This window comes from Salipiger sp. (genome assembly GCF_059781815.1).
In genome coordinates, this window is sequence record NZ_JBYNAH010000056.1 from 1 (window position 1) to 15397 (window position 15397).

Consider the following 15397-nt stretch of genomic DNA (forward strand, 5'->3'; position numbering starts at 1 on the left):
ACGCCTATGGCGGCCTCGTGAACCGGATGCCGGCCTACGCGCTGATCTTCATGCTCTTCACCATGGCCAATGTCGGCCTGCCGGGCACCTCGGGCTTCGTCGGCGAATTCCTGACGCTGATGGGGATCTTCCAGGTCAACACCTGGGTGGCCGCCGTGGCCGCCACCGGGGTGATCTTCTCGGCCGCCTACGCGCTCTGGCTCTACCGCCGCGTGGTGCTGGGCGACCTGATCAAGGAGAGCCTGCGCACCATCCAGGACATGACCGCGCGCGAGAAGTGGATCTTCGCGCCGCTGGTGGTCATGACGCTCTGGCTCGGGGTCTACCCGGCGGCGGCGCTGGACATCATCGGGCCCTCGGTCGAGGCGCTCGTGGGCAATTATGACACGGCCGTCGCGGCCGCCGATCTCGGCGGACCGACCGTGGCCGAAGCGAACCACTAAGGGGGCGGGGCATGATCTCGGCTGATCTCAACATCATCCTCCCGGAGATCGTTCTGGCGGTCTTTGCCATGCTGGCGCTGATCGGCGCGGTCTACACCGGCAAGGACAAGCTCGCCCCGGTGCTGGTCTGGGCCAGCGCCGCGGTGATGCTGGTCATGGCGCTCTGGATCGGCACCACCGGCGGGCAGGACCAGACGGCGTTCTGGGGCATGTTCATCGACGATGCCTTCTCGCGCTTTGCCAAGGTGGCGATCCTGCTCTCGGCGGCGGCGGTGCTGCTGATGTCCGAGGGCTACATGTCGCGCCACGGGCTGCTGCGCTTCGAGTACCCGGTGCTGGTGCTGCTCTCGGTCGTGGGCATGATGGTCATGGTCTCCGCCGGCGACCTGATGACGCTCTACATGGGGCTCGAGCTGCAATCGCTGGCGCTCTACGTTGTGGCCTCGCTGCGCCGCGACAGCGAGCGCTCGACCGAGGCCGGCCTGAAATACTTCGTGCTCGGCGCGCTGAGCTCGGGCCTGCTGCTCTACGGCGCCTCGCTGGTCTACGGCTTTGCCGGCACCACGCTGTTCTCGGGCGTGATCGCCGCCGCCACCGAGGGGCATGTGTCGATCGGGCTGCTCATCGGCCTCGTGCTGATGGTGTCGGGCCTTGCCTTCAAGGTCTCGGCGGTGCCGTTCCACATGTGGACGCCCGACGTCTACGAAGGTTCGCCAACCCCGGTCACCGCGTTCTTCGCCACCGCGCCGAAGGTCGCCGCGATGGGTCTCTTCGCCCGGCTGCTGTTCGACGCCTTCGGCGGCGCCATCGCCGACTGGAGCCAGGTCGTGGCGCTGCTGTCGCTCTTGTCGATGTTCCTCGGCGGCATCGCCGCCATCGGCCAGCGCAACATCAAGCGCCTGATGGCCTATTCCTCGATCACCCATATGGGCTTTGCGCTCATGGGCCTCGCGGCGGGCACCGAGTTCGGCGTGCAGGCGATGCTGGTCTACATGGCGATCTACGTGACGATGAATGTCGGCACCTTCGCCTTCATCCTGTCGATGAGCCGCGACGGCCAGCCGGTGACCGACATCGGCGCGCTGGGGATGTACTCCAAGCGCGAGCCGGGCAAGGCGCTGGCGATGCTGGTGCTGCTCTTCAGCCTCGCGGGCGTGCCGCCGCTGGTTGGCTTCTTTGGCAAGTTCTACGTGCTGCAGGCGGCCTATGGCGGCGGGCTGGCATGGCTCGCGGTGGCCGGCGTGATCGCTTCGGTGATCAGCGCCTTCTACTACCTGCGCATCGTCTATTTCATGTATTTCGGCGAAGAGCGCGAGGACGCGCTCGATACCGGCGGCTCGCCGGTGCTCTGGGGCTTCCTGATGGTCTCGGCCTTCCTGATGGTGGCCGGGGTGGTGAACCTCTTCGGCGTCGAGGGCGCCGCGGCGGCGGCGGCGGCAACGCTTGTCAACTGAGCTGACCCCCCAGATGTCTGCAAACGGTGACGCGCCATTGGCGCGTCGCTTTTTTGGTGCCGCCTGCGGCGGATTTGCCTCCGGCGGGGATATTTTGAGCCAGAAGAAACGCAAGAGGGCGCGGGCGTGAGTTGGCCCGCGGGATATGGCAAGCGCGTGCTGGCGGAGATCGACAGCACCAACGCGGAAGCGGCGCGGCTCGCGGGGACGCTGGCGGGGCCGGAATGGATTTGCGCGCTGCGCCAGACCGCGGCGCGCGGGCGGCGGGGCCGGGCCTGGGCCAACCCCGAGGGCAATTTCGCGGCGACGCTGCTGACCATGCCGCGCGAGGCGCCGCAGGTGGTGGCATTGCGCAGCTTTGTCGCCTCGCTGGCGCTGTTCGACGCCTTTGCCGCCGCCACCGGCCGGGTGGATGGGCTGGCGCTGAAATGGCCCAACGATGTTTTGCTGAACGGCGGCAAGGTCGCGGGCATCCTGCTCGAGAGCCTCGGCCAGCGCCGCGGCGTGGCGCATCTGGCCATCGGCATCGGGGTCAACCTCGTGGCCGCCCCCGGGGCGGAGGAGGTCGAGCCCGGCGCGCTGCGCCCGGTCTCGCTCTTGTCGGAGACCGGCGTGCATGTGGAGCCGGAGGCGTTTCTCGAGCTGCTCGCCGGTTCCTATGCCGAGCACGAGGCGCGCTTCGTGACCTATGGGTTTGCACCGCTGCGCGAGGCCTGGCTGGCCCGCGCCGCACGGCTCGGCGAGGTGATCACCGCGCGCACCGGCACCGCCGAGATCACCGGCACCTTCGAGACCGTGGACCCTGCCGGCAATCTGGTGTTGAAGACCAGCGCCGGGCGGCAGGCGATCGCCGCGGCGGACGTGTTTTTCTGAGGGAGGAGGCCCGGATGCTTCTGGCCATCGACTGCGGCAACACCAACACGGTCTTCTCGATCTGGGACGGCGAGCGCTTCCTTGCCACCTGGCGGACCTCGACCGAGCATCAGCGCACCGCCGACCAGTATTACGTCTGGCTCTCGACCCTGATGGAATTCCAGGGCATCGAGGCCGACATCACCGACATGATCATCTCCTCGACGGTGCCGCGGGTGGTGTTCAACCTGCGCGTCCTGGCGGATCGCTATTTCAACACGCGGCCTTACGTGGTCGGCAAGCCCGACTGCCTGCTGCCCGTCGACGTGCGCGTCGATGCCGGCACCGCCGTGGGGCCGGACCGGCTTGTAAACACGGTGGCGGGATACGATCTTTACGGTGGCGACCTGATCGTGGTCGATTTCGGCACCGCCACCACCTTCGACGTGGTGGCGCGCGACGGGGCCTACGTGGGCGGCGTGATCGCGCCGGGCGTGAACCTCAGCCTCGAGGCGCTGCACCAGGCCGCCGCCGCATTGCCGCATGTGGACATCACCAAGCCGCAGCGCGTGGTCGGGACGAATACCGTGGCCTGCATGCAATCCGGCGTGTTCTGGGGCTATGTCGGTCTCGTCCGTGAAATTTGCGACCGCATCAAGGCCGAACGCGACCGGCCGATGCGGGTCATCTCAACAGGCGGGCTGGCGCCTCTTTTCCAGCAATCCGAGGACCTGTTCGACGAGTGGGTGGATGAACTCACCATGCATGGTCTGACCGTCATACACAGCTACAACAAAAGGCAGGAAACTGCATGAGTAACGAGCGTATCATCTATCTCCCCCTCGGGGGCGCCGGCGAGATCGGCATGAACTGCTATGTCTACGGATATGGCGAACCGGGCAATGAGCGGCTGATCGTCGTCGACCTGGGCGTCGCCTTCCCCGACATGGACAGCAGCCCCGGCGTCGACATCATCTTCGCCGACATCTCCTGGCTGGAGCAGAACCGCGACCGCATCGAGGCGGTGTTCATCACCCACGCTCACGAGGACCATATCGGCGCCGTGGGCCATTGCTTCGAGCGGCTCGGCGTCAAGATCCACGCCCGCGCCTTCACCGCCAACCTCGCGCGGCAGAAGCTGGCCGAGTACGGCTATTCCGAAGACACGGTGCAGACCTGCTCGAAATGGCCCGAGACCGTCGAGGTGGGGCCCTTCAAGGTCGGCTTCCTGCCGATCTCGCACTCGATCCCGGAGAGCTCGGCGCTGGTCATCGACACGCCGGCGGGGCGGCTGATCCACTCCGGCGACTTCAAGCTCGACCCGAGCCCGGTGGTGGGCGAGGCCTTCGATCCCGAGCTCTGGGCCGAGGTCTCCTCGGGCGGCGTCAAGGCGCTGGTCTGCGACTCGACCAACGTGTTCTCGCCCAACCCGGGCCGCTCGGAGAGCGAGGTCGGCCCCAATATCGAGGAACTGGTCGCGAGCGCGCCCAACATGGTCGTCGCCACCACCTTCGCCTCCAACGTGGCGCGGGTGAAGACGCTGGCCGAGGCGGGCTCCAAGGCGGGCCGCTCGATCTGCCTTCTGGGCCGCGCCATGCGGCGGATGATCGAGGCCGCGATCGAGACCGGCGTGCTCACCGATTTCCCCAAGGTGATTGGGCCGGAGGACGCGGTGCAGATCCCGCGCGAGAACGTCATCCTGATCGTGACCGGCAGCCAGGGCGAGCGCCGGGCCGCCAGCGCGCAGCTCTCGCGCGGCAAGTACAACGGCATCGAGCTGAAGGAGGGCGATCTCTTCCTGTTCTCCTCCAAGACCATCCCGGGCAACGAGAAAGACGTGATCCGGATCATGAACAACCTGTCGGAAAAGGGCGTCGACGTGGTCGATGACAGCGCCGGCAAGTATCACGTCTCGGGCCATGCCAACGGGCCGGACCTCGCGCGGCTGCACGAGATCGTGGCGCCCCAGATCGTCATCCCGATGCATGGTGAGCACCGCCACCTGCGCGAGCATGTCAAGCTTGCGCAGTCGAAGGGCCGCACCGGGGTGCTGGCGGTCAACGGCATGATGATGGACCTCAGCGGCAACGAGCCGACCGTGGCCGAGTGGATCGAGGCCGGTCGCACCTATCTCGACGGCTCGGTGCAGATCGGCGCGCTCGACGGCATCGTGCGCGACCGCATCCGCATGGCGCTGAACGGCCATGTCATCGTCACCGTGATCCTCGACGAGGATGACGAGCCGCTGGGCGAGCCGTGGTGCGAGCTCAAGGGCCTGCCCGAGATCGGCCGCAGCAATGCGCCGCTGGTCGATGTTCTGGAGGAGGATCTGAGCCAGTTCCTCGGCCGCGCCGGCGAGAAGACCCTCACCGATGACGACAAGATCGAGGAGGGCATGCGCCGCATCGTGCGCAACAGCGCCCAGAACGAGATCGGCAAGAAGCCGGAAGTCACCATCGTGGTCAGCCGCCTCTCCTGAGGCGGCGCGACACCGTTGACGACCGCGCCGCCTTGCGTCATCCCGTCCGTCATGACGGATCATGATGCAGAGGCGGTGCTCGGCCGCATTCCCGGACGCCTGAAAGAGGCGCGGCAGGCCCGTGGCCTGTCGCTCGACGCGGTGGCCAAGCTCTCGGGCGTCAGCCGCTCGATGGTGAGCCAGATCGAGCGCGGCGAGAGCAATCCCACCGTGGCGACGCTGTGGAACCTCACCCGCGCGCTGCAGGTGGATTTCGCCGGGCTGCTGGAGCTCGGCCAGCCCGAGCGCAGCATCGAGGTGATCCGCGCCGCGCAGGCGCCGACCATCACCGGCCACGGCCAGGGCTGCCACATCACCATCCTCTCGGAGCCCGAGAAGGTCGGCATTCACGAGATCTACGACATCCGCTTCGATCCCGGCGGCGCGCTCGAGAGCGAGCCGCACGGGCAGGGCGCGCGCGAGCATCTGACCGTGCTCGAGGGCGGGCTCAGCGTGGTTTCGGGCGAGGCGCAGGATACGCTCGCGCCGGGCGACACGGCGCGCTACGCTGCCGATGTCGCGCATGCGATCCGCGCAGGCGAGCAGGGCGCCCGCTGCTTCCTGATCGTGGAGACGCCGTGACGGCGCGATGATAGGCGTGATAGCGGACATATTTCCGCGATAACGTATCTTTTATATTGACCTGAAATCCGCAATGACGGAAGAGGGGCGCAATCCAACGGAAGGAGCGCCTCTATGTCCGATGCTTTTCTCAGCCACATGCGCGACACGCTCGCGGGGATCGAGGCCGAGGGCCTGATGAAGACCGAGCGGCTGATCACCTCGCCGCAGGGCACGCGCGTGGGGGTCGACGGGCGCGAGCTGATCAATCTCTGCGCCAACAACTATCTCGGGCTCGCCGATCACCCGGCGCTGGTCGAGGCGGCGACCTCGGCGATGCGCGATCACGGTTACGGCATGGCCTCGGTGCGCTTCATCTGCGGCACGCAGGATCTGCACCGGGAGCTTGAGCAGCGACTCGCCGCCTTCCTCGGCACCGATGACAGCATCCTCTTCGCCGCCTGCTTCGACGCCAACGGCGCGCTGTTCGAGCCGCTGCTCGGCCCGGAAGACGCGGTGATCTCGGACGCGCTCAACCACGCCTCGATCATCGACGGCATCCGGCTCTGCAAGGCCAAGCGCTACCGCTACGCCAATTCCGACACGGCGGATCTCGAGGCGCAGCTGAAAGCGGCGCGGGCGGATGGCGCGCGGCACATCATGATCGCCACCGACGGCGTGTTCTCGATGGATGGCTATCTCGCCAAGTTGCCCGAGATCCGCGCGCTGGCCGATCGCTATGACGCGCTGCTGATGGTCGATGACTGCCACGCCACCGGCTTCATGGGGCCCAAGGGGCAGGGCACGCCGGCCCATTGCGGGGTCAGCGCCGATCTGCTGACCGGCACGCTCGGCAAGGCGCTTGGCGGCGCGCTTGGCGGTTATATCGCCGGGCCTCAGCCGGTGATCGACCTGCTGCGCCAGCGTGCGCGGCCCTACCTGTTCTCCAACGCCCTGCCGCCGGCGGTGGTGGCCGCGGGGCTCACCGCGCTCGATCTGGTCGAGCAGGGCGACGACCTGCGCGCGCAGCTCTTCGACAATGCCCGGTACTGGCGTGAGGGGCTGACCGAGGCGGGCTTCGACCTGCTGGAGGGCGAGCACCCGATCATTCCGGTGATGCTCTATGATGCGCGCAAGGCGCAGGCGATGGCGCAGCGGCTCTACGAGCTTGGCGTCTACGTCTCGGGCTTTTTCTTTCCCGTGGTGCCCAAAGGCCGCGCCCGCATCCGCACCCAGATGAACGCCGCGCTCACCCGCGCGGATCTCGACGAGGCGCTGGCGGCCTTCGCGCAGGCGGGGCGTGACACAGGGGTTCTGACATGACCAACCAGATGATCGCATTGGAGAAATCCAAGCCCGAGCCGGGCCTCTGGCAGGTCGAGGCGCCGGTGCCCGAGATCGGCCCCGAGGATGTGCTGATCCGGATCAACAAGACCGGCATCTGCGGCACAGACATCCATATCTGGAACTGGGACGAATGGGCGCAGCGCACCGTGCCGGTGCCGCTAATCACCGGCCACGAATTCGCCGGCGAGATCGTCGAGCTGGGCCGCGACGTGAGCGGGCTCGAGATCGGCCAGCGCTGTTCGGGCGAGGGGCATCTGATCGGGCGTCAGAGCCGTCAGAGCCGCGCCGGGCGCTTCCATCTCGATCCCGAGACCCGCGGCATCGGCGTCAACGAGCAGGGCGCCTTCGCCGAGTATTTGCGCCTTCCGGCCTTCAACGTGGTGCCGCTGCCGGACGCCGTCGATGACGAGATCGGCGCGATCCTCGACCCGCTGGGCAACGCGGTCCACACGGCGCTGAGCTATGATCTGGTGGGCGAGGACGTGCTGATCACCGGCGCCGGCCCCATCGGCATCATGGCGGCGGCGGTGGCGCGGCATGTGGGCGCGCGGCACGTGGTGATCACCGACGTGAACCCGGCGCGGCTGGAGCTTGCGGCGCAGGTGACGGACGTGGTGCCGGTCAACGTGGCGCAGGAGGATCTGCGCGACGTGGCGGCGCGGCTGAAGATGAAGCAGGGCTTCGACGTCGGGCTCGAGATGTCGGGCAACCAGGCGGCGCTCGACCAGATGGTCGAGAGCCTGGTGATGGGCGGGCGCATTGCGCTCTTGGGCATCCCGCCGGGCAAGAGCCCGGTCGACTGGTCGCGCATCGTGTTCAAGGCGATCACGCTCAAGGGCATCTATGGCCGCGAAATCTTCGAGACCTGGTACAAGATGATCGCGATGCTGGAAAACGGGCTCGACGTGCGCCGGGTGATCACTCACCGCTTCGCGGCAAAGGATTTCCGCGAGGGGTTCGAGATCATGCGCAGCGGGCTCTCCGGCAAGGTGGTGCTGGACTGGCGCTGACTGCCGACGCGTGGCCATGACAGGTCCGAAGCCAGAGACGCGACGGTTCGCGTCAGCGGCCGGTTCCGCGACCAATCGTCAAAGCGGCGGCCGTCGAAGCCCCATCACAGCGCGGCTTCCGATCTGTGAGGCGCGCGCCGGAGCCGACCGGCGCGCGCCATCGCTCAGCCTTCCGAGCGGATCTGATCGACGAGCTGGCGCATGCCGTCGAGCGGCACGTAGCCGCGAAGCATCTGGTCGCCGAAGACGAAGCTCGGCGTGCCGTTGATCTGCAGCCGCGTCGCCAGTTCCCGGGTCTCCTGGATGCGGCGGGTGACTTCCTCGTCCGACATCCGCGCGATGATCGCCTCGGCGTCGAGCCCCAGCGTGTCGGCGAGACGGCGCAGCACCGGCTCGGTCGGCTCGCCCTCGAGGGTGATCAGCGCGTCATGCACCGATTTGTAGGCCTCGTCGCCCGCCTCCATCAGCGTCGCGATGGCGAAGCGCGAGGAGGTGACCGAGGCCTCCCCGAGGATCGGGAACTCCTTCATGATGAAGCGGATGTTGCCGTCGCTCGAGATCAGCTCCTCGACCTCGGGGAAGGCGCGGCGGCAATAGCCGCAACGGTAGTCCGAGAACTCGACGATGGTGATGTCGCCATCGGGATTGCCACCGACATAGGAATAGCCGTCGCGGAACAGCGCGTCGGCATTGTCGGCCACGATCTGCTGGTCGGCCACCGCCTGCTGCTCGGCCTGACGGCTTTCGAGCGCGTTCACCGCCTCCATGATGACCTGCGGGTTCTCGAGCAGGTACTCGCGCACCTGCGCGCCGAAGGCCTCGCGCTGTTCGGGGGTCATGGTCGAGAAGTCGAAGTCCTGCGCCGTCGCCGGCAGCGCGGCGGCGAGACCGGCGGCAAGGGTCAGCGCGGCGGCGGGGCGGGTCAGTCGGGTCAGCATGGCAGCTCCTGTGATTGTTCGTTGAGGGACCTGTATCGGTCGCGGTGTCCGGTGTCAGCGTTTCTTTTGAGCGCGGGCGGCGGCATCGGCCACGTCCTGCGCGCGGCGATAGGGGGCCGAGCCGCGGGGCAGCAGCCCAAGCGCGCGCTTGGCGTGGATGCCGGCATCGTGCAGCCGGCCCTGAAGCGCATAGCGCTGCGCCGTGGCCTCGGAGGCCATGCCGGTGTTGCCGGTCTTGGCATAGGCCACCGCGAGGTCGCGCAGCACGCGGGCATCGCGCCAGTCGCGGTCGCGCGCCTCCTCGAGCGTGCGCAACGCGGCGCTGTACTGCCCGGCGGCAAGCTGTGCCCGCCCGAGACCGCCGAGGATCTGGGCATTGCGCGGCGCGAGCTGGCGGGCCTGGCCATAGACCTGGATGGCGGGGCCGGCCTGACGGCTCTCGAGCAGGATCTGCCCCTTCAGGTCGCGCAGGAAGGGATCGTTCGGGCGCAGCGCGATGGCGCCGTCTATGGCGCGCAGAGCGCGCTTGAGATCCGACTGGCGGTGCTGTGCCGCCGCCTCGGCCATCAGCGCGATATCCTTGCTCGGCAGCCGGTCGAGCCGCCGCAGGGTCCAGCTCGGGGCGCGCAGGAAGGCGGCGAGCTTGGCGCGGGCGCGGGCGAACCAGTAGGCGGTTCCGGGATCGGCGGCGGCGCCCTGACCGGGCGAGGCGGCCACCAGCCCCTGCAGTGCGCGCAGACGGTCGCGGGTGAGCGGGTGGGTCTGGATGTACGGGTCCTGACGCGGTGCGGACAGCAGCTCCTGGCCGCGGAACAGCTCCTGCACCTCGACGGCGCCGCGCGGGTCGAGCCCGGCATTGACCATGGTCCGCACCGAGCTGATGTCGGCGGCGCTTTCCTCGGCGCGGGTGTGCGACATGAAATTGTTCATCGCCGAGGCGGAGGTGCCCAGCATGATCGCAGCGGCGGCATCGCCGCTGCCGGTGCTGGCCCCGGCGGCGGCGGCCAGCGCCATGCCGAGCAGCGTCGCGGTGCGGGCGTTGCGCATGTTGCCGAGCCGGCGGGTGATATGGCCATTGGTGATATGCGCCGCCTCGTGCGCGATCACCGCCTGCAGCTGCGCCGGGGTCTCGAGCTTCATGATCAGCCCGGAATTGATGTAGATGGTCTTTGTATCGACGACAAAGGCGTTGAGGCTGTCGTCCTTCACCATCATCACCTGCACCTGCGACGGGCTCAGCCCCGCGCCGCGCAGAACCGGGGCGGCGACCATCGCCAGCGCGTGCTCGATATCGGCGTCGCGCAGCAGGGTGACGGCGCGGGCGGGCAGGGCGGCCAAGAGCAGCGTGGCCACGAGCAGCAGCGCGGCAAACGGTCGTGCGGCAGCGGCGGACATTGACCCTCCCCTCCTTCGTCAATACTCCCAGGTCCGAGCCACCATGGGAGAGCAGGATGCGAAACTCAAGCCGGGGCGCGGTCGATCCCTTCATCGTGATGGATGTCATGGAAGCGGCGCGCGCCGCCGAAGAGGCCGGGCGCCACATCATTCACATGGAGGTGGGCCAGCCCTCGTCGCCCGCGCCGGCCCATGCCCGCGCGGTGCTGGCCGAAACCATGAAGACCGACCCGCTGGGCTATACCGTGGCGCTCGGCCTGCCGGCGCTGCGCCAGCGCATCGCGCGGCTTTACGGCGAGTGGTACAACGTCGATCTCGATCCCGCCCGGGTGGTGGTCACGCCGGGCTCTTCAGGGGGCTTCATCCTGGCCTTCACCGCGATGTTCGACGCCGGCGACCGGGTGGCGCTGGGAATGCCGGGCTACCCGTCCTACCGCCAGATCCTCAAGGCGCTCGATCTGGTGCCGGTGGAGGTGCCCGCCAAGCCCGAGAACGGCTACCAGCTGGTGCCCGGGGATCTCGCGGGCGTCGACTACCAGGGGCTGATGATGGCCTCGCCGGCGAACCCCACGGGCACGATGCTCGACCGCGCCGAGCTTGGCGCGATGATCGAGACCTGTCAGGCCAACGGCGCGGCGTTCCTCTCGGACGAGATCTATCACGGCATCGAGTATGACAAGCGCGCGGTGACCGCGCTCGAGCTGTCGGACGATGTCTGCGTGATCAACTCGTTCTCGAAGTACTTCTCGATGACCGGCTGGCGGGTGGGCTGGCTGGTGCTGCCTGAGCGCATGGTGCGGCAGGTCGAGCGGCTGGCGCAGAACCTGTTCATTTGTCCGCCGCACGCGGCGCAGGTCGCGGCGCTTGCGGCGATGGATTGCGGCGACGAGCTGCAGGAGAACCTCGCGGTCTATGCGAAGAACCGCGAGCTGATGCTCAAGGGGCTGCCCAAGGCCGGCTTCGACCGCATCGCGCCGCCCGATGGGGCCTTTTACGTCTATGCCGATGTCAGCCACCTTACCGGTGACAGCCGCGCTTTTGCCGCCGAGATCCTCGACAAGGCGGGGGTGGCGGTGACGCCGGGGCTCGATTTCGATCCCAAGCGCGGCCATGGCACGCTGCGGTTTTCCTATGCGCGCAGCACGGCGGATATCGAAGAGGGGCTGACGCGGCTTGCGCGGTTCATGAAGGAACGCGGGTAAGCCCAAGATTTTTAGTCCTAAAAATCTTGGGCGGTAAGAATTTTCGGACGAAAATTCTTACCGCTCTCGCGCGGGCTGCGAATCCGGCGCGGGCGTGCTAGCGTGGCGCAAAACAACAAGATCGATGGCGGATGAGCAGGATCTTCCTTCTTCTGGCGGCGCTCTTTCTGGGCTCCGTCGCGGCGGCGCAGGACCTTGGCGGGCGGGCGTTGTTCGAACGCGGCGCGCTCGAGGACCGGCGCGGCGGCACCGAGCTCACGCTCGGGCTGAGCCAGGGCGTGCCGTGGCGCGCCTTCACCCTCACCGATCCGGCCCGGCTGGTGGTGGATTTCCGCGAGGTCGACTGGCAGGGCGCGGATCCCGCCGCCCTGGGCCGCTCCGAGCGTGTCGAGGCGCTGCGCGTCGGGCGCATCCGCTCGGGCTGGTCGCGGCTGGTGGCAGAGCTCTCCGAGCCGATAGTGATCGGGCAGGCCGGCATGCGCGTCACCGAGACCACCGGCGCCGCTGAGCTGACGCTGCGCCTCACGCCCGCCACGCGCGAGGAGATGGCCGCCGCGTCGGGCGCTCCGCGCGATCCGCGCTGGGATCTGCCCGAGCCGCGCGCCAGCGCCGCGCCGCCGCGCGACCCCTCTGCGCCGCTGCGCATCATGCTCGATCCCGGCCACGGCGGCATCGACCCCGGAGCGCAGCGCGACGGCCATAGCGAGGCCAATCTGATGCTCACCTTCGCGCGCGAGCTGCGCGACGTGCTGCGCCGCGCCGGTTATGCCGTCGAGATGACGCGCGACGCCGATGTCTTCGTCTCGCTCGAGGGGCGGGTGGCGCTGGCCCATCAGGCGGGCGCCGACCTCTTCATCTCTCTCCATGCCGACGCCATCGAAGAGGGCATCGCCCACGGCGCCACGGTTTACACGCTCTCCGAAGATGCCTCGGACGCGGCCTCGGCGGCGCTGGCCGAGCGCCACGATCGCGACGACATCCTCGCCGGGCTCGACCTCTCGGGGGCCGACGACCGGGTTGCGGACGTGCTGCTTGATCTCGCGCGGCTCGACAATGCCCCGCGCAGCGCGGCGCTCGCGAAACATCTGATCGACCGCATCCGCAACGCCGTGGGCACGGTGCACAAGCGGCCGCTGCGCCGCGCGGGCTTCTCGGTTCTGAAGGCCGCCGACATTCCCTCGGTGCTGATCGAGGTGGGATTCCTGTCGACCGCGAAGGATCTCAGCAACCTGCAGGACGAATTCTGGCGTGCCGGCATGGCGGCGGGCATCCGCGACGGCATCGAGGCCTGGGCGCTGGAGGACGCGGCTCTGGCGCGGCTGCGGCGGCAATAGACGCCACGTCGGTGACGGCAAACCCGTGCCGTCACGTGCCCGTGTGTTTTGACCGCGCGCCGCGCAGGGTATAAGGACACGGCAATCTTCAGAGGCGGCCCTCAGTGACTCGGTTCATACTCTCCTTCTTCGGCGGCATCTTCAGCATCATCACGCTGGGGATCATGATGTTCGCGCTCACCGTGGGCGCGGTGTTCTGGATGTATGGACGCGACCTGCCCAGCCACGAGAGCCTGGCGCAATATACCCCGCCGACGATCAGCCGGATCTACAGCCAGGAAGGCCGGATCATCGACGAATTCGCCCAGGAGCGTCGCCTGTTCACCCCGGCGGACCAGATCCCCGACCTGGTGAAAGAGGCGTTCATCTCGGCCGAGGACAAGAACTTCTACACCCACCAGGGCTATGACCCGCGCGGCATCGCCGCCGCGGTGGTCGACGCGGTGAAGTCTCGCGGCCGCGACGTGCGCGGCGCCTCGACAATCACCCAGCAGGTGATGAAGAACTTCCTGCTCTCGGGCGACCGCCGCGCCGAGCGCAAGATCAAGGAGATCATCCTCGCCAGCCGCGTCGAGCAGGCGCTCAGCAAGGAGAAGATCCTCGAACTCTATCTCAACGAGATCTTCCTCGGCCAGAACTCCTACGGCGTCACGGCCGCCGCCCAGACCTATTTCAACAAGACGCTCTCGGAGCTCGAGCCGCACGAGGCGGCCTTCCTCGCCTCGATGCCGAAGGCGCCGTCGGATTATCACCCGGTGCGCAACAAGGAGCGGTTGCTGCAGCGCCGTGACTACGTGCTGCGCGAGATGCACGACAACGGCTATCTCTCGGACGAGGTCTATGAGCACGAGCGCGCACAGCCGCTGCGCTCGGTGCAGAACGGCGATTTCGAGCCCTACCAGCGCTCGCTGCCGCCGCGCGACTACTTCACCGACGAGATCCGCCGCCAGCTGTCCCGCGATTTCGGCGAGGGCGAGTTCTTCTCGGGCGGCTTCAGCGTGCGCGCCACGCTCGATCCCGAGATGCAGACCAAGGCGGCGGAATCGCTGCGTATCTCGCTCGAGAACTACGACCGCAGCCTGGGCCGCTGGCGCGGCACCGGCAAGACCATCCCCGAGGACCAGCTCGGCACGGAAGAGGCCTGGCGCGAGGCACTGGCCAACACCTCGGTGGCGCGCGACATCACGCTCGAGACCGAGTGGCGCCCGGCGGTGGTGCTCGAGGTCGGCGACAGCGCGATGCGGCTCGGCATCGAGGGCGTGGCCAGCGACGACGCCCGCGGCAACTCGGTCCCGCGCGAAGATATTTCTTGGGTGCGCGGCAGCTTCCGCGACAATTTCGAGCGCGGCGACGTGGTGCATGTGCGCGAGATGGTCACCGACAATGACGGCAGTTTCATCCGCTGGACCCTGCGGCAGGTGCCGCGGGTGCAGGGCGCCTTCATGGCGATGGACGTGCACACCGGCCGGGTGATCGCCATGCAGGGCGGCTTCTCCTATCAGGATTCGGTGTTCAACCGCGCCACCCAGGCGCAGCGCCAGCCGGGCTCGTCCTTCAAGCCCTTCGTCTACGCCTCGGCGCTCGACTCGGGCTATGCGCCCTCGACCATCGTGATCGACGCGCCGATCGAGATCGACACGCCGCAGGGCGTGTGGCGGCCGAAGAACTCGTCCAACACCTATTACGGCCCGACGCCGCTGCGCACCGGCATCGAACAGTCGCGGAACCTGATGACCATCCGTCTCGCGCAGGAGATCGGCATGGACACGGTTGCGCGCTACGCCGAGAAATTCGGCGTCTATGACCACATGGGCCGCTTCCTGTCGAACGCGCTCGGCGCCGACGAGACCACGCTCTACAAGATGATCTCGGCCTACGCGATGTTCGCCAATGGCGGCGAGCGCGTCGAGCCGACGCTGGTCGACCGGGTGCAGGATCGCTACGGTCGCACGATCTACAACCACGAGAGCGCCAAGGGCAACGAGCGGGTCTGCGTCGATTGCGCCGAGGACAGCCTGCCGCCGGGCGTTGGGCCGACGATCCGCAACAACCGCGAGCGCATCATGGACGCGGTCACCGCCTACCAGCTGACCTCGATGATGCAGGGCGTTGTGCAGCGCGGCACCGCGTCGAACGTGGTCGATCTGGGCGTGCCCACCGCCGGCAAGACCGGCACCACCAACGACGCCAAGGACGTGTGGTTCATCGGCTTCACCTCGAACATCGTGGCGGGCTGCTATATCGGTTATGACAATCCCAGCCCGCTGGGCCGTGGCGCCGAGGGCGCCGCGAGGTGCGGCCCCGTGGTGCCGCGCGGGAAGACCGACGCGGGGGCGAAAAAAG

Annotated in this window: 13 protein-coding genes; 11 read left to right on the forward strand and 2 right to left on the reverse strand. The window is 67.9% G+C overall.

The window, feature by feature from the left end:
• The 8 genes from AC6RA4_RS08690 to tdh form a co-directional block, all read left to right on the forward strand.
• Window positions 1-443: proton-conducting transporter transmembrane domain-containing protein (locus AC6RA4_RS08690; protein WP_500159400.1), on the forward strand; the 443-nt coding region annotated here is incomplete at its 5' end.
• Between the two features lie 11 nt (window positions 444-454).
• On the forward strand, window positions 455-1897 hold the full coding sequence (gene nuoN / locus AC6RA4_RS08695; RefSeq protein ID WP_500159402.1) for an NADH-quinone oxidoreductase subunit NuoN: 1443 nt from the start codon (window positions 455-457) through the stop codon (window positions 1895-1897).
• A 126-nt stretch (window positions 1898-2023) separates the two neighbouring features.
• Entirely contained in the window at window positions 2024-2770 is a 747-nt protein-coding gene (locus tag AC6RA4_RS08700; RefSeq protein WP_500159404.1) for a biotin--[acetyl-CoA-carboxylase] ligase, read from the forward strand.
• A gap of 14 nt (window positions 2771-2784) precedes the next feature.
• A complete protein-coding gene (locus AC6RA4_RS08705; protein ID WP_500159405.1) occupies window positions 2785-3564 on the forward strand; it encodes a type III pantothenate kinase in 780 nt (259 codons plus the stop codon).
• Window positions 3561-5228 carry a ribonuclease J gene (locus tag AC6RA4_RS08710; RefSeq protein WP_500159407.1) on the forward strand — a complete coding sequence of 556 codons (1668 nt, stop codon included), beginning with the start codon at window positions 3561-3563 and terminating at the stop codon, window positions 5226-5228. Before AC6RA4_RS08705 ends, AC6RA4_RS08710 begins: the two co-directional genes overlap by 4 nt.
• Window positions 5229-5279: 51 nt before the next feature.
• Window positions 5280-5849, forward strand: coding sequence for a helix-turn-helix domain-containing protein (locus tag AC6RA4_RS08715; protein WP_500159409.1), 570 nt, complete (start codon window positions 5280-5282; stop codon window positions 5847-5849).
• 114 nt (window positions 5850-5963) lie between these two features.
• Window positions 5964-7151 (forward strand): glycine C-acetyltransferase, encoded by a 1188-nt coding sequence (locus AC6RA4_RS08720; protein ID WP_500159411.1) that lies wholly within the window; start codon window positions 5964-5966, stop codon window positions 7149-7151.
• A complete protein-coding gene (tdh, locus tag AC6RA4_RS08725) occupies window positions 7148-8185 on the forward strand; it encodes an L-threonine 3-dehydrogenase (RefSeq protein WP_500159413.1) in 1038 nt (345 codons plus the stop codon). Before AC6RA4_RS08720 ends, tdh begins: the two co-directional genes overlap by 4 nt.
• A 164-nt stretch (window positions 8186-8349) precedes the next feature.
• On the opposite strand, the gene AC6RA4_RS08730 is transcribed toward tdh, so the two are convergent.
• A complete protein-coding gene (locus tag AC6RA4_RS08730) occupies window positions 8350-9123 on the reverse strand; it encodes a DsbA family protein (protein ID WP_500159415.1) in 774 nt (257 codons plus the stop codon).
• A gap of 54 nt (window positions 9124-9177) precedes the next feature.
• A complete protein-coding gene (locus AC6RA4_RS08735) occupies window positions 9178-10518 on the reverse strand; it encodes a M48 family metalloprotease (protein WP_500159417.1) in 1341 nt (446 codons plus the stop codon).
• Window positions 10519-10574: 56 nt separating this feature from the next.
• Between AC6RA4_RS08735 and AC6RA4_RS08740 the strand changes: the two genes are divergently transcribed.
• From AC6RA4_RS08740 to AC6RA4_RS08750, 3 genes are all read left to right on the forward strand, one after another.
• The gene (locus tag AC6RA4_RS08740) at window positions 10575-11720 is read left to right on the forward strand and encodes a pyridoxal phosphate-dependent aminotransferase (RefSeq protein WP_500159419.1); all 1146 of its coding nucleotides are present in this window, start codon (window positions 10575-10577) and stop codon (window positions 11718-11720) included.
• Between the two features lie 131 nt (window positions 11721-11851).
• Window positions 11852-13054, forward strand: coding sequence for an N-acetylmuramoyl-L-alanine amidase (locus tag AC6RA4_RS08745; RefSeq protein ID WP_500159421.1), 1203 nt, complete (start codon window positions 11852-11854; stop codon window positions 13052-13054).
• Window positions 13055-13158: 104 nt separating this feature from the next.
• On the forward strand, window positions 13159-15397 hold a 2239-nt coding region (locus tag AC6RA4_RS08750; RefSeq protein WP_500159423.1), incomplete at its 3' end, for a penicillin-binding protein 1A.